This is a genomic window from Sphingomonas sp. GW821-FHT04B01, from assembly GCF_059420425.1.
The window spans coordinates 135,348-151,299 of record NZ_JBWKTR010000001.1; the positions used below are offsets into that span (position 1 = coordinate 135,348).

At 69.5% G+C, this 15,952-nt stretch carries 16 protein-coding genes; 12 read left to right on the forward strand and 4 right to left on the reverse strand.

Annotation, left to right across the window (positions count from 1 at the left end):
• The first annotated feature begins 20 nt into the window (after positions 1-20).
• From AC07UH_RS00710 to AC07UH_RS00730, 5 genes are all read left to right on the forward strand, one after another.
• A complete protein-coding gene (locus tag AC07UH_RS00710) occupies positions 21-2,174 on the forward strand; it encodes a transglycosylase domain-containing protein (RefSeq protein ID WP_495179681.1) in 2,154 nt (717 codons plus the stop codon).
• A 626-nt stretch (positions 2,175-2,800) separates the two neighbouring features.
• Positions 2,801-3,463 (forward strand): cell wall hydrolase, encoded by a 663-nt coding sequence (locus AC07UH_RS00715; protein WP_495179680.1) that lies wholly within the window; start codon positions 2,801-2,803, stop codon positions 3,461-3,463.
• A gap of 59 nt (positions 3,464-3,522) precedes the next feature.
• A complete protein-coding gene (locus AC07UH_RS00720; protein ID WP_038664791.1) occupies positions 3,523-3,813 on the forward strand; it encodes a hypothetical protein in 291 nt (96 codons plus the stop codon).
• A 276-nt stretch (positions 3,814-4,089) separates the two neighbouring features.
• A complete protein-coding gene (locus AC07UH_RS00725) occupies positions 4,090-5,091 on the forward strand; it encodes a threonine aldolase family protein (protein ID WP_495179679.1) in 1,002 nt (333 codons plus the stop codon).
• Positions 5,088-6,005, forward strand: coding sequence for a DMT family transporter (locus AC07UH_RS00730; protein WP_495179678.1), 918 nt, complete (start codon positions 5,088-5,090; stop codon positions 6,003-6,005). The genes AC07UH_RS00725 and AC07UH_RS00730 overlap by 4 nt, the downstream gene beginning before the upstream one ends.
• On the opposite strand, the gene AC07UH_RS00735 is transcribed toward AC07UH_RS00730, so the two are convergent.
• Both AC07UH_RS00735 and AC07UH_RS00740 read right to left on the reverse strand, forming a co-directional pair.
• The gene (locus AC07UH_RS00735; RefSeq protein ID WP_495179677.1) at positions 5,915-6,733 is read right to left on the reverse strand and encodes a Rossmann-fold NAD(P)-binding domain-containing protein; all 819 of its coding nucleotides are present in this window, start codon (positions 6,731-6,733) and stop codon (positions 5,915-5,917) included. The two genes, AC07UH_RS00730 and AC07UH_RS00735, sit on opposite strands and share 91 nt — an antisense overlap.
• 74 nt (positions 6,734-6,807) lie before the next feature.
• Positions 6,808-8,478: a M28 family peptidase gene (locus AC07UH_RS00740; protein WP_495179676.1), complete on the reverse strand. Its 1,671-nt coding sequence runs from the start codon at positions 8,476-8,478 to the stop codon at positions 6,808-6,810.
• A gap of 115 nt (positions 8,479-8,593) precedes the next feature.
• Between AC07UH_RS00740 and pepN the strand changes: the two genes are divergently transcribed.
• Positions 8,594-11,203 carry an aminopeptidase N gene (pepN, locus tag AC07UH_RS00745; protein ID WP_495179675.1) on the forward strand — a complete coding sequence of 870 codons (2,610 nt, stop codon included), beginning with the start codon at positions 8,594-8,596 and terminating at the stop codon, positions 11,201-11,203.
• 213 nt (positions 11,204-11,416) lie between these two features.
• On the opposite strand, the gene AC07UH_RS00750 is transcribed toward pepN, so the two are convergent.
• On the reverse strand, positions 11,417-11,932 hold the full coding sequence (locus AC07UH_RS00750) for a YciE/YciF ferroxidase family protein (protein ID WP_038664778.1): 516 nt from the start codon (positions 11,930-11,932) through the stop codon (positions 11,417-11,419).
• Positions 11,933-12,131: 199 nt separating this feature from the next.
• Between AC07UH_RS00750 and AC07UH_RS00755 the strand changes: the two genes are divergently transcribed.
• The 6 genes from AC07UH_RS00755 (at position 12,132) to AC07UH_RS00780 (ending at position 15,550) form a co-directional block, all read left to right on the forward strand.
• A complete protein-coding gene (locus AC07UH_RS00755) occupies positions 12,132-13,568 on the forward strand; it encodes a S41 family peptidase (protein ID WP_137898221.1) in 1,437 nt (478 codons plus the stop codon).
• A 48-nt stretch (positions 13,569-13,616) separates the two neighbouring features.
• Entirely contained in the window at positions 13,617-13,931 is a 315-nt protein-coding gene (locus tag AC07UH_RS00760; protein ID WP_495179674.1) for an alkylphosphonate utilization protein, read from the forward strand.
• 1 nt (position 13,932) lies between these two features.
• Positions 13,933-14,613 (forward strand): uracil-DNA glycosylase, encoded by a 681-nt coding sequence (gene ung, locus AC07UH_RS00765; RefSeq protein ID WP_495179673.1) that lies wholly within the window; start codon positions 13,933-13,935, stop codon positions 14,611-14,613.
• 58 nt (positions 14,614-14,671) lie between these two features.
• The gene (locus tag AC07UH_RS00770; RefSeq protein WP_038664768.1) at positions 14,672-14,917 is read left to right on the forward strand and encodes a type II toxin-antitoxin system Phd/YefM family antitoxin; all 246 of its coding nucleotides are present in this window, start codon (positions 14,672-14,674) and stop codon (positions 14,915-14,917) included.
• Positions 14,914-15,180, forward strand: coding sequence for a Txe/YoeB family addiction module toxin (locus tag AC07UH_RS00775; RefSeq protein ID WP_038664765.1), 267 nt, complete (start codon positions 14,914-14,916; stop codon positions 15,178-15,180). The genes AC07UH_RS00770 and AC07UH_RS00775 overlap by 4 nt, the downstream gene beginning before the upstream one ends.
• A gap of 88 nt (positions 15,181-15,268) precedes the next feature.
• Complete coding sequence (locus AC07UH_RS00780; RefSeq protein ID WP_495179672.1) at positions 15,269-15,550, forward strand: DUF427 domain-containing protein; 282 nt, start codon at positions 15,269-15,271, stop codon at positions 15,548-15,550.
• Positions 15,551-15,553: 3 nt separating this feature from the next.
• Here the strand turns inward: AC07UH_RS00780 and AC07UH_RS00785 are convergent, their stop codons facing one another.
• On the reverse strand, positions 15,554-15,901 hold the full coding sequence (locus tag AC07UH_RS00785; RefSeq protein WP_495179671.1) for a hypothetical protein: 348 nt from the start codon (positions 15,899-15,901) through the stop codon (positions 15,554-15,556).
• Positions 15,902-15,952 lie beyond the last annotated feature (51 nt).

The following is a 15,952-nucleotide window of genomic DNA, read 5'->3' on the forward strand; positions in this document are numbered from 1 at the left end:
TTAGGATTGTAATACACCTTATGGCTGACCGCTGGGACGAGCCGATGCGTCACGAACCCGTCGATACCAACCGCCGCAATACGATCGGCCGGCGTTACGAGCTGGACGACGAGACGCCGCGCGACCACCGCCTGGGCGGCCGCTTCGACGACTTCATCGACCGCGACGATCCGGCCGGCGGCGACCTGCCGCCGTCGCCGCGCAGCCCGCGCAACATCGGCCGCTGGATCGTGCGCGGCATCGGCGTGGGGATCATCCTGCTGGTGATCGCGATCGGCTGGCTCGCGGTCACCGCGCCGCTGAGCCGCTCGCTCAAGCCGCCGACGCCGCCGTCGATCACGCTGACCGCCGACGACGGCACGCCGATCGCCCGCCGCGGCGCGATCATCGGCGCGCCGGTCGACGCGGCCAAGCTGCCCGCGCACGTCACCAATGCGTTCCTGGCAATCGAGGATCGCCGCTTCCGCTCGCATTGGGGGATCGACCCGCGCGGCATCCTGCGCGCCTTCGTCCACAACGTCGGCTCGGGCGGGGTGCGCGAGGGCGGCAGCACGATCACGCAGCAGCTCGCCAAGAACGCCTTCCTCGATTCGGACCGTACCGCCGCACGCAAGATCCGCGAGGTGATGATCTCCTTCTGGCTCGAGGCATGGCTGAGCAAGGACGAGATCCTGTCGCGCTATCTGTCGAACGTCTATTTCGGCGACAACGTCTATGGCCTGCGCGCCGCGTCGAAACATTATTTCGGCCGCGAGCCCGAGAAGATGAACGTCGGCCAGGCGGCGATGCTCGCCGGGCTGGTCAAGGCGCCGTCGCGGCTGGCGCCGACCAGCAATCTGGAGGGCGCGCGCAAGCGCGAGATGCTGGTGGTGCGCGCGATGGCCGAGGCGGGCTTCATCACCAAGGCCGAGGCCGCCGAGGTCGAGCCGCAGCGCGTGCTGGCGAGCCGCCCGACGCAATTGCCGAGCGGCACCTATTTCGCCGACTGGGTGCTGCCCGACGCGCGCGACCAGGCGGGCGAGATCAAGACCGAGGCGACGGTGAAGACCACGCTCGACCGCCGGCTCCAGAATACCGCCGAGCGCGTCGTGCGGCAGGCGGGGCTGCGGCAGGCGCAGGTCGCGATCGTGGCGATGCGCCGCGACGGCCGCGTCGTCGCGATGGTCGGCGGCAAGGATTACGCCAAGAGCCCGTTCAACCGCGCCACCCAGGCACGCCGCCAGCCCGGCTCGACGTTCAAATTGTTCGTCTATCTCGCCGCGATGCGCGCCGGCATGACGCCGGACACGATGGCCGACGACAGCCGGGTCGAGATCGCCGGCTGGAAGCCGAAGAACGACGACAACCGCTATCTCGGGCCGATCACCTTGCGCCGCGCCTTCGCCCGGTCGAGCAACGTCGTCGCGGCGCGGCTGACGCAGGAGGTCGGCGTGCGCAACGTCATCAAGGCGGCGCGCGACCTCGGCATCTCGACGCCGATCCCCAACGAGGCGACGATCGGGCTCGGCACCGCGGAAGTGTCGCTGCTCGAACTGACCGCGGCCTATGCGGCGGTCGCCAACGGCAAATATCCGGTCCATCCGCGCGGGCTGGAGGACAGCGGCGCGAGCAAGAGCTGGTATCAGTCGCTGACCGGCGGGCCGCGCACGATGCCCGACGGGATCCGCGACCATATGCTCGACCTGCTCGGTTCGTCGCTGCGCGGGACGGGGCGCGCCGCGGTGCTGACGCTGCCCGCCTACGGCAAGACGGGGACGTCGCAGAACAGCCGCGATGCGTGGTTCATCGGCTTCGCCGGCGATCTGGTCGTCGGCGTCTGGGTCGGCAACGACGACAGTTCGCCCAATGCCGGGCTGCACGGCGGCGGCATCCCCGCGCAATTGTGGCGCCAGTTCATGGTCTCCGCGCTCAACATCGCACCGGTCGTCGCACCGGTGGTGGTCGAGGAGAATGCGATGGACCCCGAGGCGGTCGTCGGCCCCGAGGAGGCGCTCGACGATCCGATGGGCGATATCGCGGCGCCCGAGGGGACGATCGATGGTTTCGGCATGCAGATGAAGATGGGCCGCGACGGCAGCATCAGCATCGCGCCGGGCCGCGACCGCGCGCCGGTCCCGCCGGACGCGCCGCCGCCGCGCGATCGACGGGGCGGCGACGAAGGGGATGAGGAATAGGGCGGATCGGTATCCGGCCTCCTCTGGACGCGTAGCGATGAGGGATATGTTCGCGCCTTCTACGCGCATCGTCGCGATGCCGGATGTCGTTCCCGTCAGCGCCGGCCTATGCCCTTGCGAGGATCGGCATAGAAGATTTGTTCGCGCAGAGGCGCAGAGGCGCAGAGGCGCGGAGGCGCGGAGATGTATCGCGTGGGGCTGCGTGGTCCTGTCTTTGCAATCGCCTAAAGGAAAGGGCCGCGACCGCGGTGAGCGCAACATCTTCGCGTCTTCGCGTCTTCGCGCGATCCCGTTCTACTTCTTGGGATATCTGCGGGCGCTGGAGCAATCCAGTGTTCCCGCGAACGCGGGAACCCAGGGTCAAGCAGAGCAACGTCCGATCGCGTTCGGGACTCCTGGGCTCCCGCCTGCGCGGGAGCACTGGGGTCGAGGCGGGAACCCCTCTGCGCCTCTACGCCTCTGCGCCTCTGCGCCTCTGCGCGAACAAATCTTCTCTTCGCCCTCTCGGCAAGCCGTCCGATCCGGCCAGCGCCCGTGCGATGTCGCCGGAGTATGGGTGCGTGCGGCGCGGTTCCGGACCGCAGGCGGGCTGGCATCGGCCGCCGCCTCGGCTAGACGGTCGCGTCATGGCGCAGCGACGCACCTCTTCCCGGCCGCGCGGGCGGCGCAAGGCGCATGATCTCGCTTCCGAGCGGTGGTTGCTGCTGCTCGGCGTCGTCGCGGTGGTGATCGTGGTGGCGGGGTCGGTCGGGCCGTGGCGGTTCGCGCTGCCGCCGGCGGCGCAGGTCGCCAAACCGTTGACGATGGACGAGGCGCGCGCGTCGAACGCCGCGGTGCCGATCGAGACGAAGCGGCGGCTGCGCGCGCTGCCCTATCGCTTCCAGGGCGGCCCGGCGGCGCGCGAGCAGGCGGCGGAATGCCTCGCCACCGCCGCGCTCTACGAGGCCGGCGACGACCGCCGCGGGCAGCAGGCGGTGATCCAGGTGATCCTCAACCGGGTGCGCGCGCCGGGTTTTCCCAAGACGATCTGCGGCGTCGTCTATCAGGGATCGGACCGGACGACGGGCTGCCAATTCTCGTTCACCTGCGACGGATCGTTCGCCCGGCGGCCGGTGCATCTCGGCTGGGGCGCGGCACGGCGGGCGGCACGGCGGGCGCTCGGCGGCTATGTCTTCGCCGCGGTCGGGCGGGCGACGCATTACCATACCGACTGGATGGTGCCCTATTGGCGCGATACGCTGGTCAAGGTCGGGCGGGTACGCTCGCACCTGTTCTACGTGCGGCATTAGGGGCGAGCCTTTCGCCCGCCGATCTGGCAAGACCGCCCCCCGCAGCAAGGAAGCAGACGATGGCAAAACGATTCTGGGCGCAGATCATCGAGTTGGACGAAGAGGTCGAGGCGGCGAGCATCCCCGGCGTGACCGATCACGAAAGCGCCGCCGATGCGCTGGTCACCGATTTCGTCGGCGCGATGGGCGGCGAGATCACCAGCGGCGCGGTGCGCGTGTGGATCGAGGGCGGCGCGGCGAAGGTGTACGACTGGAGCGCGGAATTCGACATGCCCGAGGATGCCGATCTCGATGGCGACGAAGATATCGAGGTCGAGGGCGAGATCGTGCTGACCGAGCGGCTGGGGTGATTTTTTGGGGGCCGGCCCTCCCACTCCGTCACCCCGGACTGGTTCCGGGGTCCACTCCGCGGCGAGGAGAGCGGCTTGAGAAGACACCATTCTCTTGCGGCCCGGTGGACCCCGGAACGAGTCCGGGGTGACGAATCCGATGAGGAAGCTCATCGAGCCTCACCTCCGCAGTCCCTCTGCGATCGCGCTGCCTCCTCCGGTGAGACAGAATAGCGGCGGCCATTCGTCCGCCAACGCCGGTTGACGGTGCCCGCCGCGCGCCGCAAGGTTTTCGGCATGCGCTTCTTCTCAGACAATGCCGCGCCAGTGCATCCCAAGGTGATGGCCGCGCTGATGCAGGCCAATACGCTCGACACCGCGTATGACGGCGACGCGCGGTCGCAGGCGCTCGACGGGCGGCTGTCCGATCTGTTCGGCACCGGGGTGACCGCCTTGTGGGTGCCGACCGGGACCGCGGCGAACTGCCTCGCGCTCGCCGCCTTGTGTCCGCCGCACGGTGCGGTGGTGTGCCATCGCGACGCGCATATCCAGAACGACGAGGGCGGCGCGCCGGAATTCTACACCCATGGCGCCAAACTCTATCTCGCCGACGGCGAGGGCGCGAAGCTGACCCCCGGCACGATCGCCACGGTGATCGACGCGATCGCCAACGACGTGCATCGCGTCCAGCCGCATGCGATCTCGATCACCAACGCCACCGAATATGGCCGCGTCTACACGCCCGACGAGGTCGCCGCGATCGGGGCGCTGGCGCGGACGCGCGGGCTGGGGCTGCATATGGATGGCGCGCGCTTCGCCAATGCGGTGGCGACGCTGGGGTGTTCGCCCGCGGCGGTGACGTGGCAGGCGGGGGTCGACGCGCTGAGCTTCGGCTTCGTCAAGAACGGCGCGATGAGCGCCGAATTGCTCGTCTTCTTCAAGCCCGCGCTTGCCGGGGCGACGCTGTACCGGCGCAAGCGCGCCGGACTGCTGTTCTCCAAGGGCCGCTATCTCGCCGCGCAGGTGCTGGCGATGCTCGAGGACGATCTGTGGCTCGACAACGCCCGCGCCGCCAATGCGCGCGCGGCGGAGCTGGCGGCGGCGGCGGGGGCGCGGCTGGTCCACCCGGTCGAGGCGAACGAGGTCTTCCTGCAGGCGACGCCCGCAGAGGCGGCGGCATTGCGTGCGCAGGGTTTCGATTTCTATGACTGGGCGGCGGGCGAGATCCGGCTGGTGACGGCGTGGGACAGCCCGGCCGATCAGGTGGCGCGGCTCGCGGCGGCGATCGGGGAGTTGTGAGCGAGGCCGCCGCACCCCGGTCGACGCGGGCGGCGATCCTCGTCCCGTTCGCGCTGGTGACGCTGATCTGGGGATCGACCTGGCTGGTGATCCGCGACCAATTGGGCGTGGTGCCGCCGAGCTGGTCGGTGACCTATCGCTTCCTCGTCGCGGGTATCGCGATGACGATCGTCGCCCGGGTGAAGGGCGAGCGGTTCGCGCTCGACGGCCGCGGCTGGGCGTTCGCCGCGGCGGTCGGCGTGCTGCAATTCTGCCTCAACTTCAACTTCGTCTATCGCGCCGAACATCACATCACCTCGGGCCTCGTCGCGGTGGTGTTCGCGATCCTGCTGGTGCCGAACGCGCTGTTCGCTCGCATCCTGCTCGGCCAGCGGATGGGCGGGCAGCTGATCGCGGGATCGGCGGTGGCGATGGCGGGGATCGCCTTGCTGTTCCTGCACGAGGCGCGCAGCGGCCCGGCGGGGACCGCGGCGACGCTGGCCGGGATCGGCTTCACCGGGGTGGCGATCCTCGCCGCGTCGATGGCAAACGTGCTGCAGGCGACGCCGACCGCGAAACGCTATCCGATGATGGCGACGCTGGCGGTGTCGATGCTGATCGGGGCGGGCGTCGACGGGCTGGTCGCCTGGTGGCTGACCGGGCCGCCGGTGATCGAGACGCGCGCCGCTTACTGGGCGGGGATCGTCTATCTCGGGCTATTCGGCTCGGCAGTCGCCTTCCCGCTCTATTACCGGGTGCTGCGCGTGATCGGGCCGGCCAAGGCGGCCTATTCGAGCGTCATCGTGCCGGTGATCGCGATGCTGCTGTCGACGCTGTTCGAGGGCTATCGCTGGTCGCCGCTCGCCGCGGCGGGGGCGGCGCTGACCGGGGTCGGGCTGGTCATCGCGTTGAGGGCGCGCAGGCCGAACCGGTAATCGCGATAGGCGGGACGCCAGCCGAGGATGCGCTTCGCCTTGCCGTTGGCGACGCGGCGGTTCTCGGCATAGAAGCCGCGCGCCATCGGGCTCAGCGTCTCCAGCGCCACCACCGGCGGCGGCGGCAGGCCGAGCAGATGCGCGGCGAAGGCGACGACCTCGTCCTGCGAACAGGGCCGGTCGTCGGCGAGATTGTACGCGCCGGCGGGGGCGTCGCGCGCGGCGAGCACGCCGCCGACGATATCGTCGACATGGACGCGGCTGAACAGCTGATCGGGCAGGCCGATGCGATGCGCCTTGCCCGCGGCGACGCGGTCGAGCGGCGAGCGGCCGGGACCGTAGATGCCGGGCAGGCGGAAGACGCGCGCGCCGCGGGCCAGCCATGCGGCGTCGGCGGCGGCGCGGGCGGCGCGGCGGCCGGAGCCGGTCGGCGCGCTCTCGTCGACCCAGGCGCCACCGGCATCGCCATAGACGCCGGTCGAGGAGAGATAGAAGAGCCGGCGGCCGTCGAGCGCATCGCCGTAGCGGGCGAGCACCGGGTCGTCCTCGCCCTCCGGCGGCACCGAGGACAGGATGTGCGTCGCCGCCGCGATCGCCGGCCGCACCGCCGCCGCGTCGGCGAAGCGCAGACTGCCGTCGCGTCCGTCGCGCGTCGTGCCGAGCGTCGCGCCGGGCCAGGCGGCGGCGATGCGCGCGGCGGTGTAACCGAGGCCGAAGATCAGGAGCATGGCCTATCCTATCGTTCGGGCCGGGCCTGGCGAAGCCCCGTTTGCCGAAAGCCGTCCTTCGACCGGCCCGGACCCTACCGTGCCATCGGCCCCTTGTAGGTGGTGCCGAAATAATCGCCCTTGTTCCACACCGGCCGCGCGTCGCCGTCGGCGATCTCGCGGGCGATCGCGTAATTGGTCGCAACGAAGCGCACGCCCTGGTCCCACAGGATCGGCTGGGTCAGGTCGTCGCCGGGGCGGTGGTAGCGGTTGGCGAGGAAATCCTCGAACGGCGCCTTGCCCGCGCCCTTGATCCCCGGCCACAGGAAGACCGAGGGGATGCCCTTGCGGACGAAGTTGAAGTGGTCCGAACGCGTGAAGAAGCCCTGTTCGGGCATCGGATCGGGCGACAGGCCGACGCCGACCGCGCCCACCGCCCGCGCCACGATCGGGCCGAGCGTCGAGCGCTGCGCGCCGAAGGCGATCATGTCCTCGAACCGGTAGAGCAGCACCGGCATGTCGAGATTGACGTCGGCGACGATGTCGGCGAGCGGCACGGTCGGGTGATCGACGAAATAGCTCGACCCGATCAGCCCCTTCTCCTCGCCGGTCACCGCGAGGAACATCACGGTGCGGCGCGGCGGCTTGCCGCTGGCGGTGAAGCGTTTGGCTTCCTCGATCAGGCTGGCGATGCCGATCGCATTGTCGAGCGCACCGTTGTTGATCCGGTCGCCCTCCCCGCCCGCGCTGACGCCGATATGGTCGAGATGCGCGGAGAGGATCACCACCTCCTTCGCGAGCACCGGATCGGCGCCGGGCACGACGCCGACGACGTTGCTGCTCGCACCCGGGGTGAAGGCGGTGCGCGTCGTCGCCGACAGCGTGCCGGACAGCGACAGCGGCGTGTAAGCGGGTTTGTCCGCTTTCGCCTGCGCGACGATTTTGCTCCACGCAGCGCTGCCGAAGAGCTTCGTCGCGCCGGCCTGGCTCAGCGTGCCGAGCACCGGCGTGGTCGGTGCGGGGCTGGTGCCGGTGCCCGCCGGCGTCGCCCAGGTGGTGCGTGGATTGGCGTAGCCGCTCGCGGAGAACGGCCGCTGGCGCGCGGCGGGGCGCGGCGATTCGAGCATGACGATGCCGATGGCGCCATGCGCCGCGGCGATCTGCGCCTTGGTCGCGGCGGAGGCGAAATAGGCGCGTTCCTCGCCCGCGAACGTGCCCGGCGCGCCGGCGAAGATCGCGACGATCCGGCCGCGCGCGTCGATGCCGGCATAATCGTCGACGCCATATTGCGGCGCGACGATGCCGCGACCGGCGAAGACGACGGGCGCGGTCACCCGCGTCTCGGCACGCGCCGGATCGGCGGCGGGGATATAGTCCGTGCCGAAGACCAAAGGCTGCGCTTTGCCGCCGGATGCGGTCCACGCCATCGTCCCCTCGTCCGCCGCCTTGTAGACGACCAGCGGCACCGTCTGCAGATAGCCGCCCGCATCGCCGGCGGGACGCAGGCCGGCGGCATAGAATTGCGCGGCGACATATTGCGCGGCGATATCGAATTCGGGGCTGCCCGCCTCGCGCCCCTTCATCGCATCCGAGGCGAGGAACAGGACGTGCGCCTTCATCGCCGCCTGATCGGCGGGCAGCGCGCGGTTGAGCAGCGCATTGGCCTGCGCGGCGGCCGTGTTGGCCTGCGTGGCGGGCGTAGAGGTCTGCGCCGGTGCGGACGCGGCGAGGGTCAGCGCGGCGAGCGCGCCAAGAGTACGGATCATGCAGGGGTCCTGACGTGGGTGACGGGACAGCGTATCAGCGCCTCGGTCCAGCACAAGGCTGATCCCGGCCGGAGGAATAACTGGCAGCGGGCGTCGGCATTCTTATAAAGGGTGGATGCTCGACGCCCTCAACGCCATCGCCCAGCCCGCTCCCGCCGCGACCGGTGCGATCAGCCGCCACGATTATCGCCCGCCCGCCTGGCTGGTGCCGGAGACGCGGCTGGTGTTCGACCTCGATCCCGCCGCGACACGGGTCACCGCGACGCTGTCGGTGACGCGCAACGACGCCAGCGGCGATCCGTTGCGGCTCGACGGCGCCGGCCAGCGCCCGCTCGCGGTGCGCGTCGACGGCGTCGCTACCGACGATTGGCGGATCGAGGGCGAGCAGCTCGTCGTTCCGCTCGCCGGCGACGCGCACACGATCGAGACCGAGGTGGAGATCGCGCCCGAGCGCAACACGCAGCTGATGGGCCTCTATGCCAGCGGCGGCATCCTGTGCACGCAATGCGAGGCGGAGGGCTTCCGCCGCATCACCTATTTCCCCGACCGGCCCGACGTGCTGAGCCGCTATGCGGTACGGATGGTCGCCGATGCGGCGCGCTATCCGGTGCTGCTCGCCAATGGCGATCCGGTCGCGGCGGGGACGCTCGACGACGGCCGGCATTGGGCGGAATGGAACGACCCCTTCCCCAAGCCCTCCTATCTGTTCGCGCTGGTCGCCGGCGACCTCGCAGTCAATCGCGGCCAGTTCACCACGCAATCGGGCCGCAGCGTCGACCTCGGCATCTGGGTGCGCGCCGGCGACGTCGAGAAGACGCGGCACGCGCTCCACGCGCTCGAGCTGGCGATGGCGTGGGACGAGCGCGTCTACGGCCGCGAATACGACCTCGACGTGTTCAACATCGTCGCGGTCGACGATTTCAACTTCGGCGCGATGGAGAACAAGGGGCTGAACATCTTCAACAGCCGCTACATCCTCGCCGATCCCGACACCGCCACCGATTACGATTACGACGCGATCGCGGCGGTGGTGGCGCACGAATATTTCCACAATTGGTCGGGCAATCGCATCACCTGCCGCGACTGGTTCCAGCTCAGCCTCAAGGAAGGCTTCACCGTCTATCGCGACCAAGGCTTCTCCGCGGATCAGGGCTCGGCGGCGGTCAAGCGGATCGAGGACGTGCGCGGCCTGCGCGCCGCGCAATTCCCCGAGGATGCCGGCCCGCTCGCGCATCCGGTGCGCCCCGAGAGCTATATCGAGATCGGCAATTTCTACACGGCGACGATCTACAACAAGGGCGCCGAGCTGATCCGCATGATGGCGACGATCCTCGGCCCGCAGGCGTTCCGCGCCGCCACCGACCTCTATTTCACCCGCTTCGACGGCACCGCCGCGACCTGCGAGGATTTCGTCGCCTGCATGGAGGAGGCGAGCGGCCGCGATCTGACCCAGTTCCGCTTGTGGTACAGCCAGGCAGGTACGCCGCGCGTCGCCGCCAGCCTGTCGCATCAGGCGGGCGACGGCCGCGCGACCTTGCGCCTCGCGCAGCACGTGCCGGCGACGCCGGGCCAGCCCGACAAGCAGCCGATGGTGCTGCCGCTGCGCATCCGCGTGTTCGGGGCGGAGACCGGCCGCGCGCTCGGCGACGAGCAACTGGTGCTGCTCGACGAGGCGGCGAGCACGATCGTGTTCGACGGCATCACCGAACGGCCGGTGCTGTCGGTCAACCGCGGCTTCTCGGCACCGGTGATCATCGAGAGCGACCGGTCGGCGGCCGATCTCGCCTTCCTCAGCGCGCACGACGACGATCCCTTCGCGCGCTACGAGGCGATGCAGCAATTGATGCTCGACACGTTGGTGGCGACGACGATCGAGGGGCGGCCCGACAATGACGCGGTGATCACCGCGGTCGCCAACACGCTCGACGACCGCACGCTTGATCCCGCCTTCGTCGCGGAGGCGGTGCTGCTGCCGTCGGAGGGGTTCATCGGCGACCAGCTCGCGATGGTCGATCCCGAGGCGATCTTCCGCGCGCGCGAAGGGCTGCGCCGCGCGCTCGGGCTGCGCCTCGCCGACCGGTGGCGCGACGCCTACGAGCGCGCGCCGGACGGCCCCTATGTCTACAGCCCGGCGGCGAAGGGCCATCGCCGGCTGCGCAGCGTCGCGCTCGGCTATATCGCGGCGAGCGGCGCCGATGACGCCGCGACGATCGCCTTCCGCCAGTTCGAGCGTGCCGACAATATGACCGACCGGCAGGGTGCGCTCGGCACGCTCGCCAACGGCTATTCGGACGAGCGCGAGGCGGCGCTCGACATCTTCTACCATCGCTATGCCGGCAACTCGCTGGTGATCGACAAATGGTTCCAGACGCAGGCGCTGTCGTCGCGCGACGACACCGGGCGGCTGGTCGCCGACCTCGCCCGGCATCCCGATTTCACGCTCGCCAATCCCAATCGCGCCCGCGCGCTGGTCGGTGCGTTCGGGGCGAACCAGCGTGCGTTCAACGCGGCGGACGGTTCGGGCTATCGCTTCCTCGCCGACCAGCTCATCGCGCTCGACAAGCTCAATCCGCAAACCGCGGCGAAGCTGCTGCCGCCGCTGGCACGGTGGCGGCGTTTCGATTCGGATCGCGCGGCGCTGATGCGCGGCGCGCTGGAGCGGATCGTCGCGACGCCGGGCCTGTCGAAGGACGTGTTCGAACAGGCGTCGAAGAGCCTGGGGTAGAGCGATCGTCCCAACGTCCCGTCATTCCGAGTGCTGTTCAGCTGGAACAGAGCGGATCACGTACGCCGAAACGGCAAAGCCTCTGCGCAACATCTGATGCACCCCGGCGGAGGCCGGGGCCCAGTTGGGAAGGCCGTTGTAAGCATTACGACCCTTCGCCCAACTGGACCCCGGCTTTCGCCGGGGTACCCGCCTGCTGGATGAAGGGCCGCCTTACGCCTCGACCGCTTCGGCCCGCGCGTTGAGCTTGCTCGTCGCCAGTTGCGTGAGCTTCTCGTCGGTCGCCTTTTCCTCGTCGAGCGTCTGCTGGTACAGCGCGGCGCTCTCGGTGCGGCCGAGCTGCTTCGCCCAGGTGACCAGCGTGCCGTAGCGGCTGATCTCATAATGTTCGACCGCCTGCGCCGCGGCGGTCAGCGCGGCGTCGAGCACCGCCTTGTCGCTCACCTCGCCGGCGACCTCATTGGCTTCCTTGATGATGCCGTCGATCGCCGGGCAGGTCGCGCCCTTGGGCTGGCGGCCCTCGATCTCGAAGACGCGGCGCAGGCGCTCGATCTGCCCTTCGGTCTCGCGCAGATGCTGTTCGAAGCCCTGGCGCAATTGCACGTCGGTCGCCTTCTCGATCATCTTGGGCAGCGCCTTGGTGATCTGCTGCTCGGCGTAATAGATGTCCTCGAGCTGGTGGACGTAGAGATCCTCGAAGGTCGCGATGTCCTTGCTGAACAGGCCCATGGTCGTTCTCCGTCATGCTGTGGTGTCGGGGGGTGCAACGAGCCGGACGGCGGCACGGTTGCGTCGGCCGGCACTGATCCGGATCAATCCGCTTGCGGCTGCGATCGCGATTGCCGGCGCTCCGGCGCGGGCCTAGACTTGCGCGGATCGGGTGGGGAGACAATCGGTGACGATACGGCGTTCGGTGACACTGCTGGCGATGACCGCGATGCTGGCCGGCTGCGGCGGCGGCGGCGGGTCGTCCCTGACCGCCGGCAACGGCACCGGCAACGCCCCGACGACCGGCACGCCCGCGCCGACGCCCACCCCGACCGCGGTCGCCGGCTGCTCGCTGCGCGACCGGCAGGACTGGGTCGCGGCGCAGATGCGCGAATGGTATCTGTTCTACGACACCTTGCCCGCCAGCCTCGACCCGACGCCTTATGCCAGCGTCGATACCTATCTGGATGCGCTGACCGCGACCGCCCGGGCGCAGAACAAGGACCGCCACTTCACCTATCTCACCTCGATCAAGGAGGAGAATGCGTATTATTCCTCCGGATCGACCGCGGGCTTCGGCTGGCGCTTCGGGCTGACCGCCGACGGGCATCTCTACGTCACCGAGGCGTTCGAGGGCGCGCCGGGTCTCGCCGCGGGCGTCGACCGCGGTGCCGAGATCCTCGCGATCGGCACCAGCGCGAGCAACCTGCAGACGGTCGCCAGCCTGTTCCAGAGCGACGGCACCGGCGCCGCGCTCAACACCGCGCTCGGCCCCGATACGGCGGGGACGACGCGCTATTTCCAGGTCAAGGACGGCAGCGGCACGCGCACCGTCGCGGTGGCCAAGAGCGACTTCACGCTCGATCCGGTGTCGAGCCGCTATGGCGCGCAGATCATCACCGACGGCGGCCAGCGCTACGGCTATGTCAATCTGCGCACCTTCATCAGCACCGCCGATGCCGCGCTGCGCACCGCCTTCGCGCGGTTCAAGAGCGCGGGGGTCACCAACATCATCGTCGATATGCGCTACAATGGCGGCGGGCTGCTCTCGACCGCCGTATTGCTCACCAACCTGCTCGGCGCCAACCGCTCGACCGGCGACGTGATGAGCTATACCAGCTTCCGCCCCGAGAAGGCGTCGAACAACGAGACGACCTATTTCGCGCCGCAGACGGAGTCGGTCGCGGCGACCCGCATCGCGTTCATCGGCACGCGCGGCACCGCCTCGGCGAGCGAATATGTCATCAACGCCTATATCCCGTATCTCCACGCCAATGCCGGGCTGATCGGCACCAACACCTATGGCAAGCCGGTCGGCCAGATCCCGCTCGACAAGGCGGCGTGCGACGACCGGCTGCGCGTGATCGCCTTCGCGTTGCAGAATTCGGCGCGGCAGGGCGCCTATTACAACGGCCTCGCCGACACGGTCGAGGCGAGCTGCCGCGCGGCGGACGACATCGCCTATCCGATGGGCGATCCGCGCGAGGCGTCGACGCGCTCCGCGCTCGACTTCCTGCAGGGCAAGAGCTGCACCAGGCTGACCGCGGCGGCGGGGGCGGAGGCGCGGGCGCTGTCGGTGCCGATCGAGCGCGAGGCGCTGATGCCGACCAGCGGGCGCATCTCGACCGCACGGCGCGAGGTGCCGGGGCTGTTCTAACCCGCCCGCCAGGCTGTAAGGGCGTCGGCCTGGACAAGGGGGTTTGCGATGCAGAACGACGACGACAGCTTCGTGTACGACGAGGCGAGCGGCGAGTGGATCAGCGCGGCGGATGCCGCGGCGGCGGCGGGGGCGCCGGCCGACGGCGCGGTCGAGGTGCGCGATTCGGTGGGCAATCTGCTCGCCGACGGCGATCAGGTGACGCTGATCAAGGACCTCACCGTCAAGGGCGCGGGCCAGACGCTGAAGCGCGGCACGCTGATCAAGAGCATCCGGCTGACCGGCGACGCGCAGGAGATCGACTGCAAGTTCGACGGGATCAAGGGGCTGGTCCTGCGCGCCGAATTCGTCCGCAAACGCTAGGATGACGCCGCGGATCGATCCGAGCTGGGCGGCGCCGCTCGCCGAGGCGCTCGCCTGCCCCAGCCTGACGGCGCTCGACGCCTTCCTCGCCGCCGAGGCGACGGCGGGCAAGGCGATCTTCCCGCCGGCGGCGGACCGGTTCCGCGCCCTCGAACTGACGCCGCTCGACCGGGTGCGCGTCGTCATCCTCGGCCAGGATCCGTATCATGGGCCGGGGCAGGCGCATGGGCTGAGCTTCTCGGTACGGCCGGGGGTGCGGCCGCCGCCGAGCCTCGTCAACATCTACAAGGAAATGCACGCCGACCTCGGCATCGCACCGGCACGCCACGGCTTTCTCGAGGCGTGGGCGCGGCAGGGCGTGCTGCTGCTCAACACGGTGATGAGCGTCGAGAGCGGCCGCGCCGGATCGCACCGCAACCGCGGCTGGGAGCGATTCACCGATGCGGTGATCCGCACGGTCGCCGGCAAACCCAATCCGGTCGTCTTCCTGCTATGGGGCGCGCATGCCCAGCAGAAGGCGGGGTTCGTGACCCGGCCCGACCATCTGGTGCTGGCGGCGCCGCACCCTTCGCCATTGTCGGCGTACAAGGGCTGGTTCGGCAGCCGCCCGTTCAGCCAGGCCAACGCCTTTCTGGTCGCGCACGGCGCAGCGCCGATCGACTGGGCGCTGCCGGACGCCTGACGGGTAGCTCGACGTTGCCGGCGTTGACATTGGACAGATCGTTGTCCATCTTTGTGCCATGCAGGCCGTCAGCTATTCCGAAGCGCGCGAGAATCTGAAGTCGATGATCGACAAGGTCGTCGCCGATCGCGCGCCGCTCGCCATCACGCGCCAGCGCGGCGAAGGCGCGGTGCTGGTGTCGGCGAGCGAATGGGCGTCGATCGAGGAAACCCTCTACCTGCTGCGCTCGCCGAAGAATGCGGAGCGATTGCTCGAGGCGGTCCGCGGCTTCGAAGCGGGCGGCGAAGGCGTTCCGCTGCCGTGATCGTGGCGTTCTGGCCGACGGCGTGGGACGATTACCTTCATTGGCAGGCGCATGACGCCAAGCTCTTCGACAAAATCAACGCGCTGATCGAGGAATGCCGGCGCCATCCGTTCAAGGGGACGGGCAAGCCCGAGCCGCTCGGCGGCAATCTGTCGGGCTGGTGGTCGCGGCGGATCAGCCATGAGCATCGGCTGGTGTATCGCGTCGCCGGCAGCGGGGCGGAGCAGACGGTGCAAGTGGCGCAATGCCGCTATCATTATTGAGCCGGCCCCGTGCGGCGCGCGCATCACCGCCCGAGGCCGGGCGCATCCTTTCCCCCGCCGGTCGGTTGGTCCGGCAAGGAGACACGGCATGGCGGAAGCATATTGGAACGGCGTACGGATCGCGGCGAGCGACGACATCGTCACGGTCGAGGGCAATGCCTATTTCCCGCGCGCGGCGGTCGATCCGGCGGTGCTGGTCGATAGCGCGACGACGAGCGTGTGTCCGTGGAAAGGCACCGCACATTACCATACGCTGCGCGTCGACGGGGCCGAGAACCGCGATGCCGCCTGGTATTATCCCGAGCCCAAGGATGCCGCCAAGGAGATCACCGACCGGATCGCCTTCTGGAAGGGCGTCGAGGTGCGCTGACGCCTACCATACCGGGATCGTCACGCGGTTGGTGCCCGGATGGATGGTATAGGTGATGCTGGTCGGGACGATGCTGTCGCCGCGATAGGCGGGGCGGACGGTCATCGTCCGCCGTGTGTCGCCTTGCTGGGCGAGCAGCCGGAAGATCAGCGCCTCGATGCGGCGTGCGGCATCGGGCGGAACGAACAGCTCGTTGGCGCGATCGGGTGGGTCGCCGAAATCGCGCGGGAAGAGCCAGGTCTGCACGAGCTTGCCGCGCATCGCGAGCACGCGCGCTTTGGCGCGCGAGGTGACCGCGGCAAGGTCGATGGCGTCATTCGCAGCCTGCGTGAGGACGATCGGTACAATCATCTGGAGCCCCCCGGTCGCCAAGGGTAGGCGGTCGGCGGCGGCAGGCAAGAC

Bases quoted from the DNA above. Each gene is read 5' to 3' on its own strand.
- AC07UH_RS00770 (WP_038664768.1), top strand. From the start codon at position 14,672: ATGCAGGCCGTCAGCTATTCCGAAGCGCGCGAGAATCTGAAGTCGATG.
- AC07UH_RS00740 (WP_495179676.1), bottom strand. From the start codon at position 8,478: ATGATCCGTACTCTTGGCGCGCTCGCCGCGCTGACCCTCGCCGCGTCC.
- AC07UH_RS00755 (WP_137898221.1), top strand. From the start codon at position 12,132: ATGACCGCGATGCTGGCCGGCTGCGGCGGCGGCGGCGGGTCGTCCCTG.
- AC07UH_RS00720 (WP_038664791.1), top strand. From the start codon at position 3,523: ATGGCAAAACGATTCTGGGCGCAGATCATCGAGTTGGACGAAGAGGTC.
- AC07UH_RS00735 (WP_495179677.1), bottom strand. From the start codon at position 6,733: ATGCTCCTGATCTTCGGCCTCGGTTACACCGCCGCGCGCATCGCCGCC.
- AC07UH_RS00750 (WP_038664778.1), bottom strand. From the start codon at position 11,932: ATGGGCCTGTTCAGCAAGGACATCGCGACCTTCGAGGATCTCTACGTC.
- AC07UH_RS00785 (WP_495179671.1), bottom strand. From the start codon at position 15,901: ATGATTGTACCGATCGTCCTCACGCAGGCTGCGAATGACGCCATCGAC.
- AC07UH_RS00710 (WP_495179681.1), top strand. From the start codon at position 21: ATGGCTGACCGCTGGGACGAGCCGATGCGTCACGAACCCGTCGATACC.
- AC07UH_RS00715 (WP_495179680.1), top strand. From the start codon at position 2,801: ATGGCGCAGCGACGCACCTCTTCCCGGCCGCGCGGGCGGCGCAAGGCG.
- AC07UH_RS00760 (WP_495179674.1), top strand. From the start codon at position 13,617: ATGCAGAACGACGACGACAGCTTCGTGTACGACGAGGCGAGCGGCGAG.
- AC07UH_RS00780 (WP_495179672.1), top strand. From the start codon at position 15,269: ATGGCGGAAGCATATTGGAACGGCGTACGGATCGCGGCGAGCGACGAC.
- pepN (WP_495179675.1), top strand. From the start codon at position 8,594: ATGCTCGACGCCCTCAACGCCATCGCCCAGCCCGCTCCCGCCGCGACC.
- ung (WP_495179673.1), top strand. From the start codon at position 13,933: ATGACGCCGCGGATCGATCCGAGCTGGGCGGCGCCGCTCGCCGAGGCG.
- AC07UH_RS00725 (WP_495179679.1), top strand. From the start codon at position 4,090: ATGCGCTTCTTCTCAGACAATGCCGCGCCAGTGCATCCCAAGGTGATG.